The 21702-nt window shown below is 66.3% G+C and carries 17 protein-coding genes; 15 read left to right on the forward strand and 2 right to left on the reverse strand.

The features are described from left to right. Window positions 1–42: 42 nt before the first annotated feature. Both DEBA_RS16830 and DEBA_RS05030 read right to left on the reverse strand, forming a co-directional pair. Window positions 43–1803: a tetratricopeptide repeat protein gene (locus DEBA_RS16830; RefSeq protein WP_013257831.1), complete on the reverse strand. Its 1761-nt coding sequence runs from the start codon at window positions 1801–1803 to the stop codon at window positions 43–45. A gap of 176 nt (window positions 1804–1979) precedes the next feature. Further along, entirely contained in the window at window positions 1980–2774 is a 795-nt protein-coding gene (locus DEBA_RS05030; RefSeq protein ID WP_013257832.1) for a pterin-binding domain-containing protein, read from the reverse strand. A gap of 105 nt (window positions 2775–2879) precedes the next feature. On the opposite strand from DEBA_RS05030, the gene DEBA_RS05035 reads away from it, so the two are divergent. The 15 genes from DEBA_RS05035 (at window position 2880) to DEBA_RS05100 (ending at window position 21696) form a co-directional block, all read left to right on the forward strand. Continuing rightward, window positions 2880–4058, forward strand: coding sequence for a deoxyguanosinetriphosphate triphosphohydrolase family protein (locus DEBA_RS05035; protein WP_013257833.1), 1179 nt, complete (start codon window positions 2880–2882; stop codon window positions 4056–4058). Window positions 4059–4315: 257 nt separating this feature from the next. Continuing rightward, complete coding sequence (locus tag DEBA_RS05040; protein WP_013257834.1) at window positions 4316–5161, forward strand: ABC transporter ATP-binding protein; 846 nt, start codon at window positions 4316–4318, stop codon at window positions 5159–5161. Window positions 5162–5184: 23 nt separating this feature from the next. After that, on the forward strand, window positions 5185–6645 hold the full coding sequence (locus DEBA_RS05045; protein ID WP_222832039.1) for an AMP-binding protein: 1461 nt from the start codon (window positions 5185–5187) through the stop codon (window positions 6643–6645). Continuing rightward, window positions 6618–7202 (forward strand): acyl-CoA synthetase family protein, encoded by a 585-nt coding sequence (locus DEBA_RS18570; protein WP_222832040.1) that lies wholly within the window; start codon window positions 6618–6620, stop codon window positions 7200–7202. The genes DEBA_RS05045 and DEBA_RS18570 overlap by 28 nt, the downstream gene beginning before the upstream one ends. A gap of 31 nt (window positions 7203–7233) precedes the next feature. Then, window positions 7234–8238 carry a branched-chain amino acid ABC transporter permease gene (locus tag DEBA_RS05050; RefSeq protein ID WP_013257835.1) on the forward strand — a complete coding sequence of 335 codons (1005 nt, stop codon included), beginning with the start codon at window positions 7234–7236 and terminating at the stop codon, window positions 8236–8238. A gap of 16 nt (window positions 8239–8254) precedes the next feature. After that, window positions 8255–9307, forward strand: coding sequence for a branched-chain amino acid ABC transporter permease (locus DEBA_RS05055; protein ID WP_013257836.1), 1053 nt, complete (start codon window positions 8255–8257; stop codon window positions 9305–9307). A gap of 178 nt (window positions 9308–9485) precedes the next feature. Next, window positions 9486–10652 carry an ABC transporter substrate-binding protein gene (locus DEBA_RS05060; protein WP_013257837.1) on the forward strand — a complete coding sequence of 389 codons (1167 nt, stop codon included), beginning with the start codon at window positions 9486–9488 and terminating at the stop codon, window positions 10650–10652. 56 nt (window positions 10653–10708) lie between these two features. Beyond that, a complete protein-coding gene (locus DEBA_RS05065) occupies window positions 10709–11512 on the forward strand; it encodes an ABC transporter ATP-binding protein (protein ID WP_013257838.1) in 804 nt (267 codons plus the stop codon). Window positions 11513–11547: 35 nt separating this feature from the next. Then, the gene (locus DEBA_RS05070) at window positions 11548–12831 is read left to right on the forward strand and encodes a phenylacetate--CoA ligase family protein (protein WP_013257839.1); all 1284 of its coding nucleotides are present in this window, start codon (window positions 11548–11550) and stop codon (window positions 12829–12831) included. 75 nt (window positions 12832–12906) lie between these two features. Then, on the forward strand, window positions 12907–13737 hold the full coding sequence (locus tag DEBA_RS05075) for a menaquinone biosynthetic enzyme MqnA/MqnD family protein (RefSeq protein ID WP_013257840.1): 831 nt from the start codon (window positions 12907–12909) through the stop codon (window positions 13735–13737). Between the two features lie 300 nt (window positions 13738–14037). After that, complete coding sequence (locus DEBA_RS05080) at window positions 14038–16416, forward strand: methyltransferase domain-containing protein (RefSeq protein WP_013257841.1); 2379 nt, start codon at window positions 14038–14040, stop codon at window positions 16414–16416. A gap of 4 nt (window positions 16417–16420) precedes the next feature. Beyond that, entirely contained in the window at window positions 16421–17470 is a 1050-nt protein-coding gene (locus DEBA_RS05085) for a glycoside hydrolase family protein (protein ID WP_013257842.1), read from the forward strand. Between the two features lie 23 nt (window positions 17471–17493). Beyond that, a complete protein-coding gene (locus DEBA_RS05090; protein WP_013257843.1) occupies window positions 17494–19671 on the forward strand; it encodes a glycosyltransferase family protein in 2178 nt (725 codons plus the stop codon). Window positions 19672–19685: 14 nt separating this feature from the next. After that, window positions 19686–20705: a UDP-N-acetylglucosamine 4,6-dehydratase (inverting) gene (gene pseB / locus DEBA_RS05095; protein ID WP_013257844.1), complete on the forward strand. Its 1020-nt coding sequence runs from the start codon at window positions 19686–19688 to the stop codon at window positions 20703–20705. 28 nt (window positions 20706–20733) lie between these two features. Beyond that, window positions 20734–21696: an aldo/keto reductase gene (locus DEBA_RS05100; protein ID WP_013257845.1), complete on the forward strand. Its 963-nt coding sequence runs from the start codon at window positions 20734–20736 to the stop codon at window positions 21694–21696. Window positions 21697–21702 lie beyond the last annotated feature (6 nt).

Genomic DNA, 21702 nt, shown 5'->3' on the forward strand with positions numbered 1-21702 from the left:
AGATTGACGGCGCGGCCGGATGTTTCGCGGCGTGGGGCCGGGCTATTGGCTGAAGCCGAAGGCTCCGCCCAGCCATTCAGTGACGCTGGGGGGCGTCGCGGTTTCGAGGGCGGCCTGACTCGGCGCGGCTTCGCCGGCGTGGAACGAGTCGATTATCTGGATATAAAAATCTTCCAGGCGGGTGATCTCGCCGTCGTAAGTCTTGGCGTGGGCGGTGAGGTCTTGGCTGGCGGCGATGCGCAGCAACTCCGGCGTGGCGGCGATGGCCTCGGCGGCGTCGTGGAAGACCTTGCCGACGTTGTTTAGCTTGAAGAAATCCACATAGCTTTGCAGGGGCGAGGCCAGCACGGGCAGGCCGGCGGCCAGGTACTCGAAGAGCTTGTTGGCGATGGTCGAGTCGAGAAACTGCTTGTTTCCCTTGACGATATTGAAGGGGATGATGCCGATGTCATATTGGCTCATCACCTCCATGATTTCGGTGGGCGAAACCGGCTGATGGTAATGCATGCGGGGGATGGCGCTCAGGCGCTGGTGCATGGCCTGGTCGAAGTGCACCGGGTAGACATGCACGTGAAGCCCGCCTTGGGTCAGTTGGGCGAACAAGTCGATGAAGTCGCGGTGGCCGTTGCCGCCGATGCCTCCTTCATAGACGATGTGGGTCTGGCCGTCCTGGGCGGAGAGCTTGGGCAGAAAGCGCTTGGGCAGATCGCCGGCCGAGGCGTAGTTGTAAAAGACCAGCGACGGGCCCTTGACGCCGTAGAGGGCCAGGGCGGCGTCGCGCTGGTAAGGGGTGGTGTAGACGCGGCCATGGGCCCCGCGGTTGGCCACGCCCTCGAAAAAGGCCAGGTTCTGGTCGCCGCCGGCGCGCAGGGAGATCAGGTCGTGGGTGTCGTGGATGACCGGGGCTTCGCCGGCCAGGGCGGCGACGGTGAGGACGTCGGGTTCGTTGTGGCAGTGGACGAGGTCGAACTTGGCGCTGATGTCCCACAGGTGGCGATTGTTGGTCAGCCGGACGCAACGGTCGTAGACTTCGTCGCTAAGGCCCTTGTACATCTGGCTGAGGGTGGCGCGGGTGTAGGCCAGGCAGACCTTGTGGCCCCTGGCGCGCAGGGCGCTGGCGGTCTTGTAGTTGCGGATGCAGGGCGCTTCCTGCACGAAAAGGATGTTCAGCGGGCGGCTGGCGGCGACCAGCGGCGTGGGCCGGCGCGGTTGACGCTGGACCGTGTCGGCGTGGGCCGGCGCGGTCGGCGCGGCGACTTGGGCCGGCGGCCACGGGCTTGGGCTCGGTGCGACGGCCTGGGCCTGGCCGGCTGGCGTCTGGGCGCACAGGCCCAGCAGGCCGCGCAGCTCGGCGGCCCGTTTTTCGTCGGCCAGGGGCATGGCCCTGTCGATGACTTCACGAGCGGCTGTCAAGTCGCCCTGCATGATCATCACCTTGGCCATGTTGGCCAGGTATTTCGGGTTGTCCGGGGCCAGGCCGACGGCGCGGCCCATGGCCCGCCGGGCCTCGTCCAGACGGCCGGTCATGGCCAGGCTGGTGGCCATGTCGGTCAGGGGCTGGGGGTCGTCGGGGCGCAGTTGGCTGGCGCGTTTGAACACGCGGCAGGCTTGGTCGTAGTCTTTGGCGGCCATGTACTTGGCGGCCAACTGGTCAAGGGCGGCCTTGTCGATGTTGGGGTCGGCCAAGGCCTGATCGACGACCGTGGCCTGGTCGGCCGGGGAGGTGGCGGGCTGGGCCGGCCGCGTCCGTTGGGCCGGGCGGCGCGGGGCCGCGGTTTTGCCTTTGCGCTTGTTTTTGGCCACGGCAACTCCTTTTGCTGGCGCCAAAGATCATGGCGTGGGTGTTTGGCGCTTTTGCTTGCAATTTGCGCGCCAAACGCCAGCGGGCCCGACAAGGGCCTGGGCGGGGCGAACCGGACCGCGTGGCGGGCCGAGCGGCCCTGGAGTGGGCAAATATTTCCGGTTTGGGGCGGGCCCTTTCAGGCCGGGGGGCGGCATTCGGCGGCGGCGAAGACCCGCTGACCGTCAAATACCTGGCACAGGCGGGCCATGGCCATCAGGGCCGGGTCCAGGGCGTCGAGCATCACCGCGTGCAGGCCGGCGCCAAAGGCCGCGGCCAGAAACGGCCCGCCGGCGAAACGGGTGTCGGCCCCGGCCGATTTGGTGGTCAGGTTGCTGAGGGCGATGAAGCCGCGCGGGGCCGGCGCGGCCAGGTAGGGCAGGGCGCGCAGGGTTTCCAGGACGGCCTTGGCGTGGGTCTGGCCGTCCTGCAGGGCCAGGGGCATGACCATGGGGTCGAGGTAGAGTTTTTCGGGATCGACGCCGCCAGCCTGGGCGCGGCCCAGGATATGGGCGGCCAGGGCCAGGCGCTCGTCGGCGCCAAGGGGCACGGCGCGGTCGATGGTGGCGGCGATCATGGGCAGATCGTGAGCCGCGGCCAGGGCCACCACGGGATCAAGGCGCTCGGCCTGGGCCGTGGCCATGTTCAAAACCGGCGGCCGCGAACAAAACGCCAGGGCCACGGCCAAGGTCTCGGGTTCGGGCGGATCGAGGATCAGGCGCAGTGAACAGGCCTTTTCTGCGGTTTCGATCAGAAAGCGCCAGACCTCGGCCCGCTTGGCCGGGGCCAGATAGCCGGGGTTGACGTCGAGCCAATGAGCCCCGGCGGCGGCGGCTTTTTGGCACAGCGCGGCGATGAAGGCCTCGTCGCGGTTTTCCACGGCGCGGCGCACCGAGGGGCGCGAGGTGGTGAGGTTGTCGGCGGCGATGATCATGGCCCGATTGTAAACCGCCAGCCGCCGGGCCGCAAGGGGCCTTGACAGCGCGCCCGGCGGCCTGTTCAATTGACCAAACGCCCACGCCGCCACGAGAGGCCCCGCATGCCCGGCCACGACCTGTTGCGCCTGCGCCAAGAACTCGAACTCCGCGAACAAGCCGCGCTTTCGCCCCTGGCCTGCCCCAGCGTGGCCGCCCTGCGCCGTCGGCTAGATCCGGTCAGCGACAGCGGCCACCGCCTGGCCTTCGCCGTCGACGCCGACCGCGTCCTGCACTCGCTGGCCTACACCCGCTACATCGACAAGACCCAGGTCTTCAGCCTCGTCGACAACGACCATATCTCCCACCGCGTCCTGCACGTCCAACTCGTCAGCAAGATCGGCCGCACCGTGGGCCGCCTGCTGGGCCTCAACGAAGACCTCATCGAGGCCATCGCCCTGGCCCACGACCTGGGGCACCCGCCCTTTGGCCACGACGGCGAAGGCTATCTCTCGGCCCTGTGCCAGGAGCACGGCCTGGGGCCGTTTTTGCACAATGTCCAGTCGGTGCGTTTTTTGGAGAGCGTCGAGCGCGGCGGCCGGGGCCTGAACCTGTCGTTGCAGGTCTTGGACGGCGTGCTCTGCCACGATGGCGAGGTCTGCGACAATCGCCTGACGCCGTGGCCCGGCAAGGATTTCGCCGCCCTCGACGCCGAATTGGCCGCCAAGCAGGCTGACCCAGGCCTGAGCCTACGGCCCATGACCATGGAAGGCTGCGTGGTGCGCCTTTGCGACGCGGTGGCCTACGTGGGCCGCGACCTGGAGGACGCCATCAACATCGGCTTGATCGACCGCGACGACCTGCCCGCCGAGGTGGCCCGGACCTTGGGCCGCACCAACGGGGCCATCGTCTACCGCCTGGTGGAGGATCTAGCCCAGAATTCGCTGGGCCGGCCCCATCTGGCCTTCAGTGACGAGGTCGGCCAGGCCCTGGCCCAGCTCAAGCGCTTCAACCTGGAGCGCATCTACCTCAACCCCAAGATCAAGACCCAACACCACAAGATCGCCGAAATCTATCGCCACCTCTTCGAACAATACCTGGGCGACCTGGGCGGCCAGCGCCGACAGAGCCCGGTTTTCGCTCACTTCCTCGACGCCATGGACGATGACTATCGCCAGGCCACGCCCGCCGCCGGCGTCGTGCGCGATTTCATTTCCAGCATGACCGACGACTACTTTCTGCGCTGCTATCGCCGCCTGGTCTGGCCCGAGCGCCTGCCCAGCCGCTTCGGGGCGTCGGGCTAAAAAAGTTCCACTTTTCTTTTGTGGCGCTAATGGCCCGCCGCTCGGCGAAACGCGATTATACCTTACGTAACTTTCCGTCTATTTATCTGATATCTTTCGAAAAACGATTATTCCTCTAGGTTATGATATATATTTCACAATACTTTTGATATCAGCTAGTTGGCATAAGGGGGCTTGACATTGGGCCGGCGCTTTCTTCACTATCTCACAATAGAAGAGCGCCATTTTCGCCCGCCAGTTCTCGCACGGGAGGCAAAATGCCCGGTTCAAGCTCCGCCCTTCATCCGCCGGCCGGCCCGCCCGGCGGCCAGACGCCCATCCTGAAAATCGAAGACTTGCATCTGCGCTTCGGCGGCCTGGCCGCCCTGGCCGGGGTCGGCTTCGAGGTGGCCTTCGGCGTGATCCAGGCCATCATCGGACCCAATGGCGCGGGCAAGACCTGCATCCTCAACTGTATCTGTCGTTTTTATCATCCCCAGCGCGGGCGGGTGATCTTCATGGGCCAGGACATCTCGCGCCTGCCCACCCACGCCGTGGCCGGCCTGGGCATCGCCCGCAGCTTCCAGAACATCGAGTTGTTCAAGGGCATGACGGTGTTGGACAACATCAAGCTGGGCCGCCACGCCCACTTGAAAAGCGGTTTTTTGTCGGGCGGGCTCTACCTGGGCAAGGCCCGCCGCGAGGAAATGGCCGTGCGCGCCGAGATCGAGGAAAAGATCATCGACCTGCTGGAGATCGAGTCCATCCGCAAAAAAGTCGTGGGCGCGTTGCCCTATGGCCTGCAAAAGCGCGTGGAGTTGGCCCGCGCCCTGGCCATGAAGCCCAAGCTGCTGCTTCTGGACGAGCCCATGGCCGGCATGAACCTGGAGGAGACCGAGGACATGGCCCGCTTCATCCTCGACATCAACCAGGAGTGGGGCGTTACGGTGGTGCTCATCGAGCACGACATGGGCGTGGTCATGGACATCAGCGACGACGTGGTGGTGCTGGACTTCGGCACCAAGATCGCCCAGGGCCCGCCGGCGGCGGTGGCCCGCAATCCTCACGTGATCCAGGCCTATCTGGGCGCCGACGACGCGGCCCATTCCAAGCTGGGCGTCTAGAGCTCCGCTGGCGGGAGGAAACATTGGCCCAAACTCATGTCAAAGCCAAGGAGCCCGGCGTCGACATAGGCCAGGCCACCCTGCCGGCCTTGCTGGCCCGCAACGCCGCCCGTTTCGGCGACGAGCGGGCGGCTCTGCGCGAAAAGGAGTTTGGCGTCTGGCGGGCGGTGGGTTGGCGGACCTATCACCGGCGGGTCAAGGACTTGGCCCTGGGCCTGGCGGCCATGGGCTTTGGCGCCGACGACTCCCTGGCCATCATCGGCGACAATCGGCCCGAGTGGCTCTACGCCGAGTTGGCCGCCCAGTCGCTCAAGGGCCGGCCGCTGGGCGTCTACCAAGACTCCATCCTCACCGAGGTGGCCTATGTGCTGCGCCACGCCGAGGCTCGCTTCGTGGTGGCCGAGGATCAGGAGCAGGTGGACAAGATACTGGACATGAGCGACGAACTGCCCCTGGTCCAGCGCATCATCTACACCGACCCCAAGGGCCTGCGCTCCTACGACGATCCGCGCCTGATGGCCATCGAGCAGGTCGAGGAGTTGGGCCGCCGTTTCGAGCGCGACAACCCCGGCCATTACGAACGCTCGGTGGAGCGCCTGCGGCCCGACGACGTGGCCCTGATCGCCTACACCTCGGGCACCACGGGCTTTCCCAAGGGCTCGCTGCTGACCCACGCCAACATGCTCAAGATGGCCCTCAACCTGGCCGCGGTCGATCCCAAGCTGCCCGACGACGAGTTCGTCTCGTTTCTGCCCCTGCCCTGGATCGGCGAGCAGATGATGAGCGTGTCGTCGGCGCTGGCGGTGGGCTTCACGGTCAATTTTCCCGAGGAGCCCGAGACGGCCATGGCCGACCTCTACGAGATCGGGCCCAACGTGGTCTTCGCCCCGCCCCGGGTCTGGGAGCAGATGGCCCGCTCGGTGATCGTCAAGCACATGGACGCCACCTGGCTCAAGCGCTTGATCTATCGCTTTTGCATGCCCATCGGCTATCAGATGGCCGACTTTCACTTTGAAAAGCAACCGCCCTCGCCGGCCTGGCGGGCGCTCTACGCCCTGAGTTGGCTGCTGCTATTTCGCGCGCTCAAGGACCGCCTGGGCCTGGCCAACGTGCGCAGCGCCTCCACCGGCGGCGCGGCCCTGGGGCCCGATGTGTTTCGTTTTTTCCACGCCTGCGGCGTGCGGCTCAAGCAGATCTACGGCCAGACCGAGATCAGCGGCATAAGCTGCATCCACCGCAACGGCAACGTGGATTTCGTCTCGGTGGGCGAGCCCATCCCCGAGACCGAAGTGCGCATCGACGACCCCGACCCCCAGGGCGTGGGCCAGATCGTCTCGCGCTCGCCGGCGCTGTTTTGCGGCTATCTGAAAAACGACCAGGCCACCTGCGAGACGATCATCGACGGTTGGCTGCATTCCGGCGACGCCGGCTACCTGACCGATGACGGCCCCGCCTGGTGTGCATCGACCGGGTCAAGGATTTGATGCGCCTGCGCGGCGGGGCCAGATTTTCGCCCATGTTCATCGAAAACAAGCTGAAGTTTTGCCCCTACGTGGTCGAGGCCTGCGTGCTGGGCCACGAGCGCGACTACGTCACGGCCCTGATCTGCATCGATTACAAGCACGTGGGCAAGTGGGCCGAGGAACGCCGCCTGGTCTACACCACCTACTCCGATCTGGCGGCCAAGGCCCAGGTCTACGATTTGATCGAAAAGGAAGTGGTGCGGGTCAATCGCATTTTGCCCGAGGCCGCCCGCATCCAGAAATTCCTGCTGCTCTACAAGGAGTTCGACCCCGATGACGGCGAGCTGACCCGCACGCGCAAGCTGCGGCGGCGCTACATCGCCGAGCGCTACGTCAACGAGATCGAGGCGCTCTATCAGGACGTGGGCTCGGTGCGGGTGGAGAGCGAAATCCGCTACCAGGACGGCAAGAGCGCCACCATCGTCAGCGACCTGCACATCCGCGGCCTCAAGCCCCTGGACCAATACCGCCTGGAGGCCGAGCGCAAGTGGTGGCAGTTCTGGAAGCCGGTGCACTGAGCGGCCGACGGCCGTCGACGAAAGGAGGCCCATGGAAAACCTGTTCGGCCTGATCATCACGGGCCTGGCCATCGGCAGCGTCTACGCCCTGGTGGCCATGGGCTTCGCCCTGATCTACAAATCCACCAGCATCATCAACTTCGCCCAGGGCGAGTTCGTGCTGGTGGGCGGCTACGTGGCCCTGTGGCTCTACACCGATCTGCGCGGCCTGGCCTTCGAGGCCCTGGCCCAGGCCCGGCCCGAGGTTTTCGCGGCGCTGTCGCCGGCGGGCTGGCAACTGGTGGTGGTGGCGGCGGCCTTTTTACTGACGATCGTGGCGGGCCTGGTGATGGTGCTGGCGCTGGAGCGCCTGATCCTGCGGCCGATGATCGGCGAGCCGATCATCAGCGTGATCATGGTCACCATCGCCCTGGCCACGGTGCTCAAGGGCCTGGTGACCCTGATCTGGGAGACCCAGATCCGCAACTTCGACCCGCCCATTTTTCAGCAGCAGGACGGCCTGCGCCTGGGCGTGATCACCCTGCCCGGGGTTTATCTGTGGATCTTTTTCTTCGCGGCGCTGTTTTTGGTGTCGTTCGCCTTGTTTTTCAAGTTCACGCGGGTGGGCGTGAGCATGCGGGCGGTGGCCGCCGACCAGCAAGTGGCCCAGTCCATGGGCATCAGCGTCAAGACGGTCTTCGCCATAAGTTGGTCCATCGGCGCGGTGGTGGCGGTGGTGGGCGGCATGCTGGTGGGCAACATCAACGGCGTCAACATCGAGTTGAGCCACTTTGGCCTGACGGTCTTTCCGGCGGTGATCCTGGGCGGGCTGGAGTCGGTGGGCGGGGCGATCATCGGCGGGCTGGTCATCGGCCTGGTGCAGTACCTGGGGCCGGAGCTGGTGGGCCAGGCCGTGGCGCTCTACAACCGCGCCTTCGACGCGGCGCTGGTCACGCCGGGCAACCTGGAGGCGGTGCTGCCCTTCGTGGTGCTCATCGCCATCCTGATGGTCAGGCCCTACGGCCTGTTTGGCATCAAGGAAATCGAGCGGGTCTAGCCGAAGGAGGCCAAACATGCCCTGCGGGTTGTTTTTCGAGACCTACGAAAAAGACGAGGCCATCTTCCAGACCACTTTCCTGCGCGTGGCCATGGCGGCCTTTGCCGTGTTGTTGTTGGCGTTCCCGTTCTTTTCCGACTGGCTCAGCGGCCTGACCAATCTTTATTGGCTGGGCATCATGACCCACATTTGCATTTTTGTGCTGGGGGCCCAGGGGCTCAACCTGCTCACCGGCTTCACCGGCCAGATCTCGCTGGGCCACGGCGCGTTCATGGCCGTGGGCGCCTTCACCGCCGGCGTCCTCCACATGGACCTGGGCTGGAACTTTCTGCTGGCGATCCTGGCCGGCGGGCTGATGGCGGCGGCGTTGGGCATGATCTTCGGCGTGCCGTCGCTGCGCCTGCGCGGGCTCTACCTGGCCATCGCCACCCTGGCTGCCCAGATCATCATCATCTGGCTGCTGCGCGGCGTCTTCGAGGCCGGCGCGGTGGAGGTCTCCGACGCCACGCTCTTTGGCTTCAGTTTCGACACCGATCAGCGCAAGTACTACCTGTGCCTGTTCTTCGCGGCCCTGGGCACGCTCTACCTGAAAAACCTCATGCGCACGCGCACGGGCCGGGCCTTTGTCGCCGTGCGCGACCGCTATCTTTCGGCCGAGGTCATCGGCGTCAATCTGTTCAAGTATCGCATTTTGAGTTTCGGCATCAGTTCGTTCATGGTCGGGCTGGCCGGCGGGCTGTGGGCCTTCACCGAAAACGCCGTCACCGACGAGGCCTTTGGCGTGGCGCTGAGCGTCAAGTATCTGGCCTACATCATCGTCGGCGGCCTGGGCCAGGTGACGGGGGCGATCTTCGGCGTGACCTTCCTGGAGCTGCTGCACTGGCTGCTGGAGGTGCCCACGGATGCGCTTTCGCGGATATTCCCCAATATTTTCGAAAAGCTGGCCAGCCTGCGCGAGATAGTCTTCGGCTTGATCGTAATCGTGTTTCTCATTTTCGAGCCCGACGGGCTCAGCGCCCGCTGGCGCACGATCCGTTCGTATTGGAAGCTGTGGCCGTTTTCTTATTGAAAGCGGCCCCGGCCAAGGGGCCCTGGCGTTGCATCGGCCCGCACCTAGCACGCATCTCCCGCCAGGATATTTTCGGGGCGCGGCCGCGCGTCCGACGACGGTCCATGGAGCCAAGGCCTGGCGGCGGCGGCCAGGCCGGCCATCACCAAGGCCGCAAAGGGAAAAGGGAGACGAAAAAATGAAAAAAGGTCTTTTGTTTTTGGCGCTGGCGGCCCTGGTTTGCCTGACTATGCAGCCCCTGGCCGCCACGGCGGCCGAGGAGATTCCCGTCGGCGGCATCTTTGACATCACCGGCGCGACCTCCAAGGTGGGGGCCGACTACGCCAAGGGCGTGCGCGCCGCCTGCGACTACGTCAACTCCCTGGGTGGCGTCAACGGCCGCATGATCAACCTCGAAAGCGCCGACTACGCCTACGCCATCCCCAAGGCGCTCAACCTCTACAAGAAATACGTCAACGTCAACAAGGTCTTCGTCATTCAGGGCTGGGGCACCGGCGACACCAACGCGCTCACCCCCAAGCTCAAGAAGGACGAAGTGATCTTCATGAGCGCCAGCTATGACGCCAATCTGACCAACCCCGCCAACAACCCCTACAACTTTTTCATCGGCACCGACTACTCCACCTCCATCCGCCTGGCCATGCAGTTCGCCAAGGACAATGGGGCCAAGAAGGTGCTCTTCTGTTATCCCGACCACCCCTACGGCCGCGCGCCCATCGCCGCCGGCAAGGAATACGCTCAGATGCTGGGCCTGGAGATCGGCCCCGACGAGATGGTCGACCTGACGGCCACCGACGCCACCCAGCAATTGCTGCGCATGAAAAAGTTCGCCCCGGACTATGTCTGGCTGGGCGGCACCACGCCATCGTGCGCGGTGGTGATCAAGGGCGCGGCCAGCATCCTGCCCGAGGCCAAGTTCCTGATCAATTGCTGGGGGTTCGACTCCAACCTGCCCCTGCTGGCCCAGGGCGCGGCCGAGGGCCGGGCGTTCGGCATTTTGCCCGTGGTGCCCTACGGCGCCGACGTGCCGGGCATGAAGGCGATGATGGCATGGACCAAGGGCGAGCCCCACACCCTGCACTTCGTCAAGGGCTGGGTCTCGGTGCTGGTCATGGCCGAGGGCCTCAAGCGGGCCGGCGACAAGCTCAGCGGCCCCGGCCTCAAGGCCGCCCTGGAGACGCTCACGGACTTTGAAACCGGCGGGCTCTGCGCGCCCATCACCTACACCAGCACCGACCACCGCCCCAACACCACCTGCGGCATCGGCGCCATCAAGGACGGCAAGGTGGTCGTGCTCGTCGGCAAGGTGAGCATGCCTCGCGAGGCCAAGTACATCGGCAATTAACCACGCCGGCGGGCGGGGGGCGCGGGTCTCCCGCCCGCCGCCAGGGGGAAGGGCCCATGGCGCTGCTTTCGGTCAACAACATCGAGGTCATTTACGACGACGTGATCCTGGTCTTGAAGGGCCTGTCGCTGGAGGTGGAGGAAGGCGCCATCGTGGCCCTGCTGGGGGCCAACGGCGCGGGCAAGACCACCACGCTCAAGGCCATCAGCGGCCTGCTCAAAACCGAGGAGGGCGAAGTCACCGACGGGGCCATCGTCTTCGACGGCCAGCGCATCAACGACCTGGAGCCGGAAAAGATCGTCCGTCGGGGCGTCTTTCAGGTCATGGAAGGCCGCCGCGTCTTCGTCGACCTGACGGCCAGGGAAAACCTCATCGCCGCCGCCCACACCCAGAAATGCACCCGCCGCCAGCTCGACGAGCGCATCGAGCAGGTCTACGCTTATTTTCCCCGGCTCAAGGAGCGGCAAAACGGCCTGGCCGGCTATCTCTCGGGCGGCGAGCAACAGATGCTGGTGATCGGCCGGGGCATGATGGCCCGGCCCAGGCTGATGATGCTCGACGAACCCAGCCTGGGCCTCTCGCCGCTGTTGGTCGGCGAGATCTTCGAGATCATCGCCCGGCTCAACCGCGAACTGGGCACGACGATACTCTTGGTCGAGCAGAACGCCCGCATGGCCCTCAACATCGCCAGCCACGGCTATATCATGGAAAACGGCAAGATCGTCCTCGACGACACCACCGAAAAGCTCAAAAACAACGAAGACGTCAAACGCTTTTACCTGGGCGTGGGCGAGGAAGGCCAAAAGCGCTCCTATCGCCAGGTCAAGCACTACAAGCGCCGCAAGCGCTGGCTGAGCTGAGGCCAAAACCGGCCCGCGCCCCAAGGAGAGGCCCCGTGACCGCCATCGACCGCCAGAGCGGCGCCCTGCGCCCCGACCTGGAATTCATCGACCCCCAAGCCCGCCGCCAATACCTCGACGGCAAGGTGGCGGCCATCGTGGCCCACGCCTTTGAGCACGCCCCGGCTTTTGCCCGGCGCATGGCCGACGCCGGCCTGACGCCGGCCGACATCGGCGGCGTCGACGATCTGGCCCGCCTGCCGCTGCTGCGCAAGTCCGATCTGGTCGAGCTGCAAAAAAAGGCCCCGCCCTTTGGCGGCCTGAGCCATCTGACCACCGCCGGTCTGCGCCGTGTCTACGTCTCGCCCGGGCCCATCTACGAGCCCGCCGAAAACAGCCTGGCCGACGACCGCTGGGCCCAGGCATTTTACGCCGCCGGCTTTCGCCCCGGCGACCTCTGCCAGGTCAGCTTCAATTTCAACTTGGCGCCCTTTGCCTTTTGGCTCGACGAGAGCCTGCGTCAACTGGGCTGCGCCTGCCTGCCGGCCGGCGTGGGCAACGGCGAGATCCAGGTGCGGGCCATGAAAGACCTTGGCGTGACGGGCTATCTGGGCACGCCGTCGTTTTTGGCCACCCTGGCCGACAAGGCCGAGGAGATGGGCCTGGACCCCCGCCGTGACCTTAGCCTGGCCGTGGGCTTCGTCGCCGCCGAGATGCTGCCCGAGAGCCTGCGCCAGAGCCTGGAGGAGCGCTTTGGCATGATCGTCCGCCAAAGCTACGGCACCGCCGACGTGGGCTGCCTGTCCTACGAGTGCCGGCATCTGGGCGGCATGCATCTGGCCCAGGGCTGCCTGACCCAGATCGTCGACCCCGACACCGGCCTGCCCCTGGGCCCCGGCCAGCCCGGCGAAGTCGTGGCCACGGTGTTCAACCCGGCCTATCCGCTGATCCGCTTCGCCACGGGCGATCTGTCGTTCATCGACGAAACGCCCTGCCCCTGCGGCCGCACCAGCGCCAAGCTGGGCCGCATCATGGGCCGCGTGGACCAGATGACCAAGGTCAAGGGCATGTTCGTTCACCCCGGCGGCGTGCGCCAGGTGGTGGATAAATTCCCTCAGGTGGCGGCTTATCAACTGGTGGTCGAGCGGCAGGGCCACAACGACGTGCTGACATTGGTCTGCGAGGTGGAAGACGACTCCGGCGGCCACGACGAGCTGAAGGCGCGCATGGCGGCGGCCATGAAGGACATCCTGCGCCTGAGCGGCGAGGTGCGCCTGCAAAAGCGCGGCGGCTTGGCCCCCGGCTGCAAGGTCATCGACGACCGCCGCAAGTGGGACTGAAAGGCCGCGCGGCTTGGCCCCCGGCCCGGGCGGTGGTATGGTTGAGGGCGTTTCGACCATCACCGCGAGGCCGCCATGAGCCAACCGCTGCGCCTGGGGCGCATCGATTTTGTCAACATCCTGCCGGTGCATCTGCGTTTGGCCGCCACGCCGGCGCTCTTCATCGAGGCGCGTGGCGTGCCCTCGGCTCTCAATCGTCAGTTGCGCCAGGGCCTGCTGGACGTGAGCGTCATCTCGTCGGTGGAGTACGCCCTGCACGCCGATGATTATCTGCTCTTGCCCGACCTGGGCATCTGCTCCGACGGCCCGGTGGGCAGCGTCACGCTTTTTTCCCGCCAACCCATGGACCTTTGGGCCGGCCGGCCGGTGGAGGCTCCCTTCGAGTCCGACACCTCGGTGGCCCTGGCCCGGGTGCTGTTGGCCCACCTTTGGCGGCTGGATTGCCCCCTGGCCCCCGAGGGCCAAGCGCTCGATCCGGCGGCCACCCTGCGCATCGGCGACCGGGCGCTGCAAGAGGCGGCCAGCGGGCGTTGGGCCCACTCGTGGGACATGGGCCAACAGTGGCGCGAGCTGACGGGCCTGCCGTTCGTGTTCGCGGTGTGGGCCGTGCGGCGGCCAGTGGCCCAGGCCCGGCCCGCCGAGGTGGCCGCCCTGCACGGGCGTTTGCTGGCGGCCAAGGCGGCGGGCGTGGCCGATCTGCCGGCCTGCGCGGCCGAGGCCAGCCGCCTGCTGGGCGGGTCGGTCGAGGGTTACCTGCGTTATTACAAGCTCTTGAGCTATGACCTTGGCCCACGCTTCCGCCAGGGACTGGGCCGTTTTTTCGCCTTCCTGGCCGCGATGGGCCAGATCGAGCGGGCCCCACGGCTTTGCTTTTTCGGCGCGGATGGGCCGCAAACCGCCACCTGAGCCCAGCGCCAGCCTCGTCAAGCGGCCAGCCGCACCGCCACGAAAGACGCGCGCGGGCATATCTTTCATGCCATAGGCAATTATTTGACGCGCCGCCCATGAGCCTTTCGGAGCGATCCGGCGAGGCTTTTTCCGGCTAATAATCTGAAAGCATTGGATATATCTTGCGGAGCCTCCGTGCGCGGTGGTGCGGCACTACTTTTGCATGCACGAAGGTGGAGCCTCGATGCGGCACATTAAACAGGACCACGCCGCGCTTGACGGGGCGCGCAACGCTTGGCGCGGGATTGGATGGAGGCGATGAAAGCTGCTGGTTACGCGGCCGAGGCCAACGCGGCCTTTGGCGACGACAACGAACGACGGGCCGATTTGGGCTCGGAGCCGGCCAAGAAGCGCAACGTGCTCTTCGTGCAGGAGAGCCCCTGCATACGCAATTACAAGATGGCCACGGCCCTGCGCAAAAGGGGTCACCGCGTCACCCTGGCCTATGGCCGGGCCCGGCTGAGCCAGGTGTATCCAGGGCTTTCGGACGATGTCTACGACGAGCTGATCCACCTCGACGGCTTTCGCGAGCTTTGGGACATCGCCAAGGGCTTTGATGTCGTCCACTGCCACAACGAGCCCGATTTCCTGACGGTGGCCGCCTTGGGCTGCGCCGCGCCGGTGATCCACGACACCCACGAGCTGATCTCGCTGCGGGCCAACGGCGACAAGAACCTGGCCTTTTTCGAGGGCCTGGCCAACCGGGCCGCCGCCGGCCGCGTCTACTCCACGGCCTACCAGATGCGCGAGGCCCAGAGGCTCTACGGCGTGGAAGGGCCTTCGGAGGTCGTGCACAACTACGTCGTCGAGGACGATCTGCCCAAAAACTTCAAGCCCAAGCTCTCGCGCGGCGATGGCCAGCTTCATCTGGTCTATGAAGGCGGCGTGGGCGCGCAAGGCCACCGCGACTACCGCGAGCTGTTTTTCGCCCTGGCCGGCCTGGGCGTCCATGTGCACATCCATCCCACCGCCCACGACCCGGAGCTGGCCAAGGCCTTTGGCCGCGACCCGCGCCTGCATTATCACCAGCCGCTGTCGCCCAAGCGGATCATCGAGGAGATGACCCAATACGACGTCGGCCTGATCCCCTCCAACATGGAGCGGGGCGACAAGCGTTTTCTGGATTCGACCATCGCCAACAAGCTGTTTGAATACCTGGCCGCCGGGCTGCCGGTGATCGCCTCGCCGTTGCAAAGCTATATCGATTATTTCGAGGCCACGCCCGCGGGCAAGGTCTTCCACTCGCCAGCCGAGGCGGTGGCGGCGGCGCGTGAGCTGGTCGAGCGGGCCAGGAACACCGACTTCACGGTTTTCGCCAAGAGCCACGAGGCCGAGATCTGGCGCGTGGAAAGGCTCTACGACCAAGTGCTGGGTCAGGCGTGCGTCTCCCCGCGGCCCCAGGCGGTCGCCGTGGCCCAGGCCGAAGCCAGAATCCATGTCGCGGCCACCGTCCACGACCTGGCCCTGGCCGCGACCAGGGCCGCCGCGCCGGAGCGCTGGCCGGCCGATCCGGCCGCCGGCCGGCAACCCGATTGGGACGCCTGGGCCACGCGCCGTTATCAAGAGTTTTATCGCGGCCGCCCGGAGGGCCCGCCCGTGGTCGACCAGCGGATAACGGCGATCCTGGGGCGCTATCTGGGCAAGGAAATCGAAACCGCCGTGGACCTGGGCTGCGGCCAGGGGCAGTACGCCGATTTTCTGCAAGGCAAGGGCAAGATGGTCCTGGGCCTGGACGTGGTCGATCGCCTGGCCTTCCCCCAGGTCCGCTTCAGGGGCCAGCCGGCCTGGCGGCTCGACGAACCGGTCGATCTGGCCTACGCCATCGATCTGCTCCAACACGTGCCCGAGTCGCTGATCGAGCCGACCATCAAGGCCATCGCCGACCATTGCCGGATATTCTTCGGCGCGGTGGCGCTGGGGCCAAGCGGCGAAAAAGATAGTGACGGCCAGGAGATGCACCAGACCATCGAGCCGCTGGGCTGGTGGCTGAGGCGCTTGTCGGCTGCCTTTGCCGAGGTCAAAACGCTGGCCGTCACCAAGGACTGGTTCTGGGCCGAATGCCGCCACGAGCACATGCCGATCTTCGACGCCTCGCGCATGAACGGCTATCAGGGCTGGAGCCAGGTGACGGGCCAGGCGGTCACGCCCTACCGCGATCTGTGGAATCGGCACGCCCGTAGCCTGCCCTGGGGCGGCAAGGTGCTCTACATCGGCTCCAACCACCTTTGCCAGCAGTATTATTCTCGCCAATACTTCATGGCCCAGGAGGTGCTGCACATCGACCCCGATCCGCGGAACAAGCCCGACGTGGTCACCATCGGCGAGGATTTGAGCATGTTCCCCGACGCATCGGTCGACGGCGTGGCCTTTTTCGGCACGCCCTACCTGATGAACGACCCGCTGCGTTTCGTCCGGGAGGCCCGCCGGGTCTTGAAGCCGGGCGGCCTGTTTTCCGGCTCGTTCAACGGCCCACAATCCCGTTGGCAGGGCGTGACCTACGTCAAGGGCAAGGTCAAGACGGCCGACGAGATCTGGCACTTCCAACGCGACGTGCTGGATCTGTTCGACGACTGGACGGTGGTCTATTGGGCGCGCCAGGGCGACGAATACTATCACCTCAGCACGGTGAAGATGTAAACCCATGCCGATCCCCGACGCGAACAAGCTGGTGGACGAGGCCGTGGGGTTGGGCCGGGCCATGTTCGACTCGCCCCTGTGGGACGCCGACGAAAAAAAGTGGCGTCGTCACATCGACCTCGACAGCGGCCAGGTGGACGCCAGCCAGCATTTCTACTATGATATCTGCAACATCTACGCCCTGGCCCGGGCCATGGCCCTCAGCGGCCAGATGGAGCGCTTTCGCGAGGGCTGGTTGCAGGCGGTCGGTTGGCTGTTCTGGCTGGTCAATTCCAAGGGCGCGATCGGCTACACCTCCTTCGATGTGACCGGCCCCAGGGATCAATACAGCTTCGCCCTGGCCCCGGCGGCCCTGGCCGAGGCCCACCGCCTGACCGGCCGTCCGGCTCTGCTGCGCAAGGCCGGCGAGTTGTTCGGCGCCTATCGCGCGGCCTTTCCCCTGGGTAAGGTTCGCAACGTCCAGGCCAGCAATCATTTCATCTTGTCGGCTCTGAGCCTCTACCGCGCCGCCGGCCAGGCGGCCTATCTGGAGGCGGCCCAGGCCGAGGCAGAGCATCTGCTGGCCGCCTGCCGTCTGGCCGGCGGCCCGGCGGCCGGCTGCTTCACCGACGATCAACGCCTGACCGCCTTCCCGCGCCACGTCTACGCCACCTGGGCCCTGGTCGAGCTCAATCACTTGCGGCCGGACCAGCGCCTGCAACAGGCCTGCGCCCAATCCATGGATTGGTGGCGGGCCAACCAACTGGCCGACGGCGGGTTTTACTTCTTTTATGACGCCCAGGCCGGCCGCTGGGTGGACCAGACGGTCTATTCCGTGCACCAAAAGGGCATGCTCCTGCTCTCGGCGTGGGAGATCAACCGCCTGTGCCAGGGCCGCTTCGACGAGATGATCCGGCGGGCCATGGCCACCTGCGACGACCCGCGCTGGCAATACGCCTCGCCGGAGGGCTGGCGGCTCTATCGGCGCTCGATGCCGGAACGTTCGCTGGTCTATTCCTACGAGCTGGGCTGGGAGATCCTGGGCCATCTGCTGGGAACGGGATGGGATCAATGAGCGCCACAGGCGGGGAGGATCGCATGAAAAAGCTTTTGTTCGTCGCCCGGCGCTTGGACGCCCACGCCAAGCAGCTGCTGGCCGAATTGCCCAAGCGGGGTTTCGCCACGCACGTGCTGGGCGCTGGCCCGGCCGGGGCCGGCGAGGCGGCGGCCATGGGGGCCCAGTTTGCCCAGGCGGCCTCGCTGGCCGATGTGATCTACCTGCTCTTGGAGAGCGACGACGCCGATTTCGCGGCCCTGGGCTGGGATTACGCCGCTCACCGGGGCAAGCTGGTGGTGGACCTGGCCCGTTGCTCGGCCAACAGGGCCGAGCCGGCGGCGGGGCGCTTTCTGGCCAAGTGGCGGCCCATGGCCGTGGCGCGTCACTTGCGGCAAACGCGCGGCCCGGCGGGCGAAACCCTGCCCCTGGAGACGCTGCTGGCCGCCGACTACCTGGCCTATAGCTTCATGCCCAAGAGCCTGCTGAGCGACCTGGGCTGGTTTTTACGCAAGGCCTCCGGCGATCGGGCCGGCCAGCGGCCGTCGGCGATGGCGGCCGAACTGCTCGCGGCCCCGGCCGACGACCAGCGGGCCCGGGAAGCGGCCGTCGAGCTGTTGGCCCAAGAGCCGGGCTATCCGCCGGCGCTCATGCGCCTGGCCCTGGAGGCCGCCAGCCGAAGCGGGGCCGTCCCGGCCCAACTCGACCCAAGCAAGGACGCCGACCCGCTGACGGTTTTTTCGTTGTTGGCCCTGGGCCGGCACATGGCGCCGGGCAGCGAAAACGCCCGCCAGATCGCCAAGATCGCCGAGCACGTCTGGGGCCCGCCCGCTGACGGCCAAAAGGGCAAACGCATTTTGCTCTTCGTGGTCTACAAGCAGCGCGACCTGTTCATCGACCTGATCCTGCGCTATCACCTGGAGCGGCTGGGGCACCGGGTGATCATGCGCTCCCTGGGCGACGACCCGGCCGCCAGCCTCGTCGAGCTGTTGCCGGACGTGGTCATCTGGGGGGCCAAGACCACGCCCTACCAGGTGCAGTTGGCCCGTTTCGCCCGCGACCGCAACATCGTCTCCATCGTGCGCCGCGAGGAGGCCGGCACCGCTCGCAAGCGTTGGGACCAACTGAGCCCGACCGTCAGGAAATGGTCGCTGGGCAACATCGACTACGCGCCGCTGGTGGACCTGGAGCTGGTCTTCGGTCAGGATTTCGCCGAGATCCTGCGCGAGGAAGGCCACATGCCGCCGGACAGGTGCCAGGTGGTGGGGGCCATGACCTTCGACCCCTATTTTTTGCCCGAGCTGTCGCGCTTCATGCCCGGCCGGGGCGCGTTTTGCCGCCAGCTTGGCCTGGACCCGGCCAAAAAGATCATGTTGCTGCTGACGCCCTGGACCTACGCCGACCGCGACCCCGGCGCGGCCATCCCCGAGGCCAAGGGCGCGGCCGCCGACGGCGGGGCGACGGCGGAGATCCAGCGGACCATGGCCCTGCACAAGGACGGCCGCCGGGGCTGGTTGGAGTTCCTCGAGGCGCTTTATCACGACAAAGGCCGCGACTGGAACCTGATCCTGAAGGTGCATCCGGGCGAGCGGGCCGAGGCTTACGGCGAGTTTTTCCGGGCGCGGGGGCTCGATATCAAGCTGGTGGTCTCCGGCTACGTGGTGGAGATGCTCAACCACGCCGACCTGCTGGTCCACGCCGGCTCCACCACGGCCATCGAGGCCCATTTCCTGGGCAAGCCGTCGCTGGCCTATTGGGTCAAGGCGCCGCAGAATTCGCCGATTTATCAACTGACGCCCTACGCCAACAGCTACGAGGAGTTCGAGGCCCTTTTCCAGGGGCTGGATCTTACGCGCGGCAACGCCGACGAGGCGGTGATCGCCAGCCTGGAAAAAGACCTTTACGGCCGCATGGACGGCCAGGCCTGCCTGCGGGCGGCACGGATCATCGATGAGTTCCTGGATGGCCGCCCCACCAGGCCCTTCCGCCACTTGCAAGACAAGGTCGTCGGCCAGCCTCGGCGCCCCGACGATCCCTATGGCACCAATATTACGCCCCAAGAGATTGACTATTACTATCCGATGGTCAAACAATGTCTGGACGCCAAGGAAGGTCGTCCCGCGCCGTCGCCTCGGCCAGGCCGTTCATCGGCCGGCCCCGCGGCCCCTGGCGCGGCGGCTGGCCAGAGCCCCGCGAGCGAGGCGACGGGCCAACGTCCATAGCAAAGGAGTGCGCCGTGTTTGACGACAAGACCATTTTGATCACCGGCGGGACGGGTTCGTTTGGCCGCAAATGCGTGCAGATGATGACCGAACGCTATCGCTGCCGCAAGATCATCGTTTTCAGCCGCGACGAGTTCAAGCAGTTCGAGATGGCCAACCAGATGGTCGGCGACCGCTACGCCTGCCTGCGCTTTTTCCTGGGCGACGTCCGCGACAAGGACCGCCTCAAGCGCGCCCTGGGCGGGGTCGATTACGTGATCCACGCCGCGGCCATCAAGCAGGTGCCAGCCGCCGAGTACAACCCCTTCGAGGCGGTCAGGACCAACATCGTCGGGGCCCAGAACCTCATCGACGCGGCCATCGACATGGGCGTGGCCAAGGTCATGGCCCTCAGCACCGACAAGGCCGCCAACCCCATCAACCTCTATGGGGCCACCAAGCTGTGCTCGGACAAGCTCTTCGTCGCCGGCAACGCCTATGTCAGCCAGGATCGGCCCACCAGGTTTTCGGTGGTGCGCTATGGCAACGTGGCCGGCAGCCGGGGCAGCGTGATTCCGCTGTTTCTGCGCAAGCGCGCCGAGGGTGAACTGCCCGTCACCGACGTGCGCATGACCAGGTTCTGGATCACCCTGGAGCACGCGGTGGAGTTTGTTTTCAACTCCATGGCTCAGATGAAGGGCAGGGAGCTGTTCGTGCCCAAGCTGCCCTCCATGCGCATCCTCGATCTGGTCGAGGCCGTGGGGCCGGGCTGCAAGGTCAAGGTGGTGGGCATTCGGCCCGGAGAAAAAATCCACGAAACGCTCATCCCCAGGGACGAGTCGTTCCGCACCGTGGAATACCCCGAGCATTACGTGGTCTATCCCTCGACGCCGACGGCGGGCGGCTTGCCGCTTGATGGCGGCGGGAGGCTGGTCGCCGAGGAGTTCGATTACAACTCGGGCGACAACCCCGATTGCCTGACGGTCGAGGAGATCAGGCGGCAGGTCGAGCTGTTGTTCCCCCACGGCGTCCAGCGGCCCGACGAGGGATATTGAGCGGGCTTGGCGCGGGGAAAGACGAGCGATGACCAGCGCTTCGACAGATATGACCGGCTTGGCCGACGCCGTCGCGCCTGGCCGCGCGGGCGCGGGCGGGGCCGTCCGGCTGATCCTGGGCGCGGCACAACTGGGCATGGCCTATGGCCTGGCCAACCGCCTGGGCCGCCCGGACGAGGCCCAGGCCCACGCGATAATCGGCCTGGCCTGGATTTCTGGCGTCGAGGCGTTCGACACGGCCCAGCATTACGGCCAAAGCGAGCAGGTGTTGGGCCGTGGCCTGGCCCGGCTGGGCGTGAGCGGCCAGGCCAAGGTCGTCACCAAGCTGGCGCCGAGCCTGGACCCGCGCGACGACGCGGCGGTGAGCGCCGCCCTGGAGCGTTCGCGGCGGCTGCTGGGCCAGGAACGGCTGTGGGGCTGCCTGCTGCACAACGCGGCCTGGCTGGCCAACTGGCGCAACGGCCCGGAGCCGGCCCTGCGCCGGGCGCTCGACGAGGGCGTCGTGGCCAACCTGGGCGTTTCGGTCTACGAAAAGGCCCAGGCCCGGCAGGCGTTGGAGACCCCCGACGTGCGGATGATCCAAGCGCCGCTGAACGCCTGGAGCGCCGACCCGGAGTGGGAGGACATCCTGGCCCTGGCCCGGCAAAGCGGGCGCATGGTCTTTTTGCGCAGCGTCTATTTGCAGGGCCTGCTGCTGCTGACGCCCGAGGAGGCCGCGGCCAGGTTGCCCGAGGCCGGGCCGGCCTTGCGGCGTTGGCGCGACCTGGCCCGCTGGCTGGATTGCTCGCCCCAGGAGTTGGCCCTGCGTTTTGCCGCCGGTTTTGGCTGGCCGCTGGTGGTGGGCCTGGAGTCGGTCGAACAACTGCGCGAAAACCTGGCCCTGGCCCAGGCCGCGCCGCTGACGCCCGACGAGCGCCGCCATGTCGCCGCCGCAATGAAACCGCTGATCACCGAACGCTTGATCGATCCGCGCCGCTGGCCGGCCGCCTGAAAGGAG

Origin of the sequence: Desulfarculus baarsii DSM 2075 (genome assembly GCF_000143965.1) — a bacterium.
Taxonomy (GTDB): Bacteria; Desulfobacterota; Desulfarculia; order Desulfarculales; family Desulfarculaceae; genus Desulfarculus; species Desulfarculus baarsii.

Excerpts from the sequence above, each read along its gene's own strand:
- DEBA_RS05055 (WP_013257836.1), top strand. The coding sequence starts at position 8,255 with ATGCCCTGCGGGTTGTTTTTCGAGACCTACGAAAAAGACGAGGCCATC.
- DEBA_RS05035 (WP_013257833.1), top strand. The coding sequence starts at position 2,880 with ATGCCCGGCCACGACCTGTTGCGCCTGCGCCAAGAACTCGAACTCCGC.
- DEBA_RS05040 (WP_013257834.1), top strand. The coding sequence starts at position 4,316 with ATGCCCGGTTCAAGCTCCGCCCTTCATCCGCCGGCCGGCCCGCCCGGC.
- DEBA_RS05075 (WP_013257840.1), top strand. The coding sequence starts at position 12,907 with ATGAGCCAACCGCTGCGCCTGGGGCGCATCGATTTTGTCAACATCCTG.
- DEBA_RS05050 (WP_013257835.1), top strand. The coding sequence starts at position 7,234 with ATGGAAAACCTGTTCGGCCTGATCATCACGGGCCTGGCCATCGGCAGC.
- DEBA_RS05090 (WP_013257843.1), top strand. The coding sequence starts at position 17,494 with ATGAAAAAGCTTTTGTTCGTCGCCCGGCGCTTGGACGCCCACGCCAAG.
- DEBA_RS05080 (WP_013257841.1), top strand. The coding sequence starts at position 14,038 with ATGAAAGCTGCTGGTTACGCGGCCGAGGCCAACGCGGCCTTTGGCGAC.
- DEBA_RS05060 (WP_013257837.1), top strand. The coding sequence starts at position 9,486 with ATGAAAAAAGGTCTTTTGTTTTTGGCGCTGGCGGCCCTGGTTTGCCTG.
- DEBA_RS05030 (WP_013257832.1), bottom strand. The coding sequence starts at position 2,774 with ATGATCATCGCCGCCGACAACCTCACCACCTCGCGCCCCTCGGTGCGC.
- DEBA_RS05065 (WP_013257838.1), top strand. The coding sequence starts at position 10,709 with ATGGCGCTGCTTTCGGTCAACAACATCGAGGTCATTTACGACGACGTG.
- DEBA_RS05085 (WP_013257842.1), top strand. The coding sequence starts at position 16,421 with ATGCCGATCCCCGACGCGAACAAGCTGGTGGACGAGGCCGTGGGGTTG.
- DEBA_RS05100 (WP_013257845.1), top strand. The coding sequence starts at position 20,734 with ATGACCAGCGCTTCGACAGATATGACCGGCTTGGCCGACGCCGTCGCG.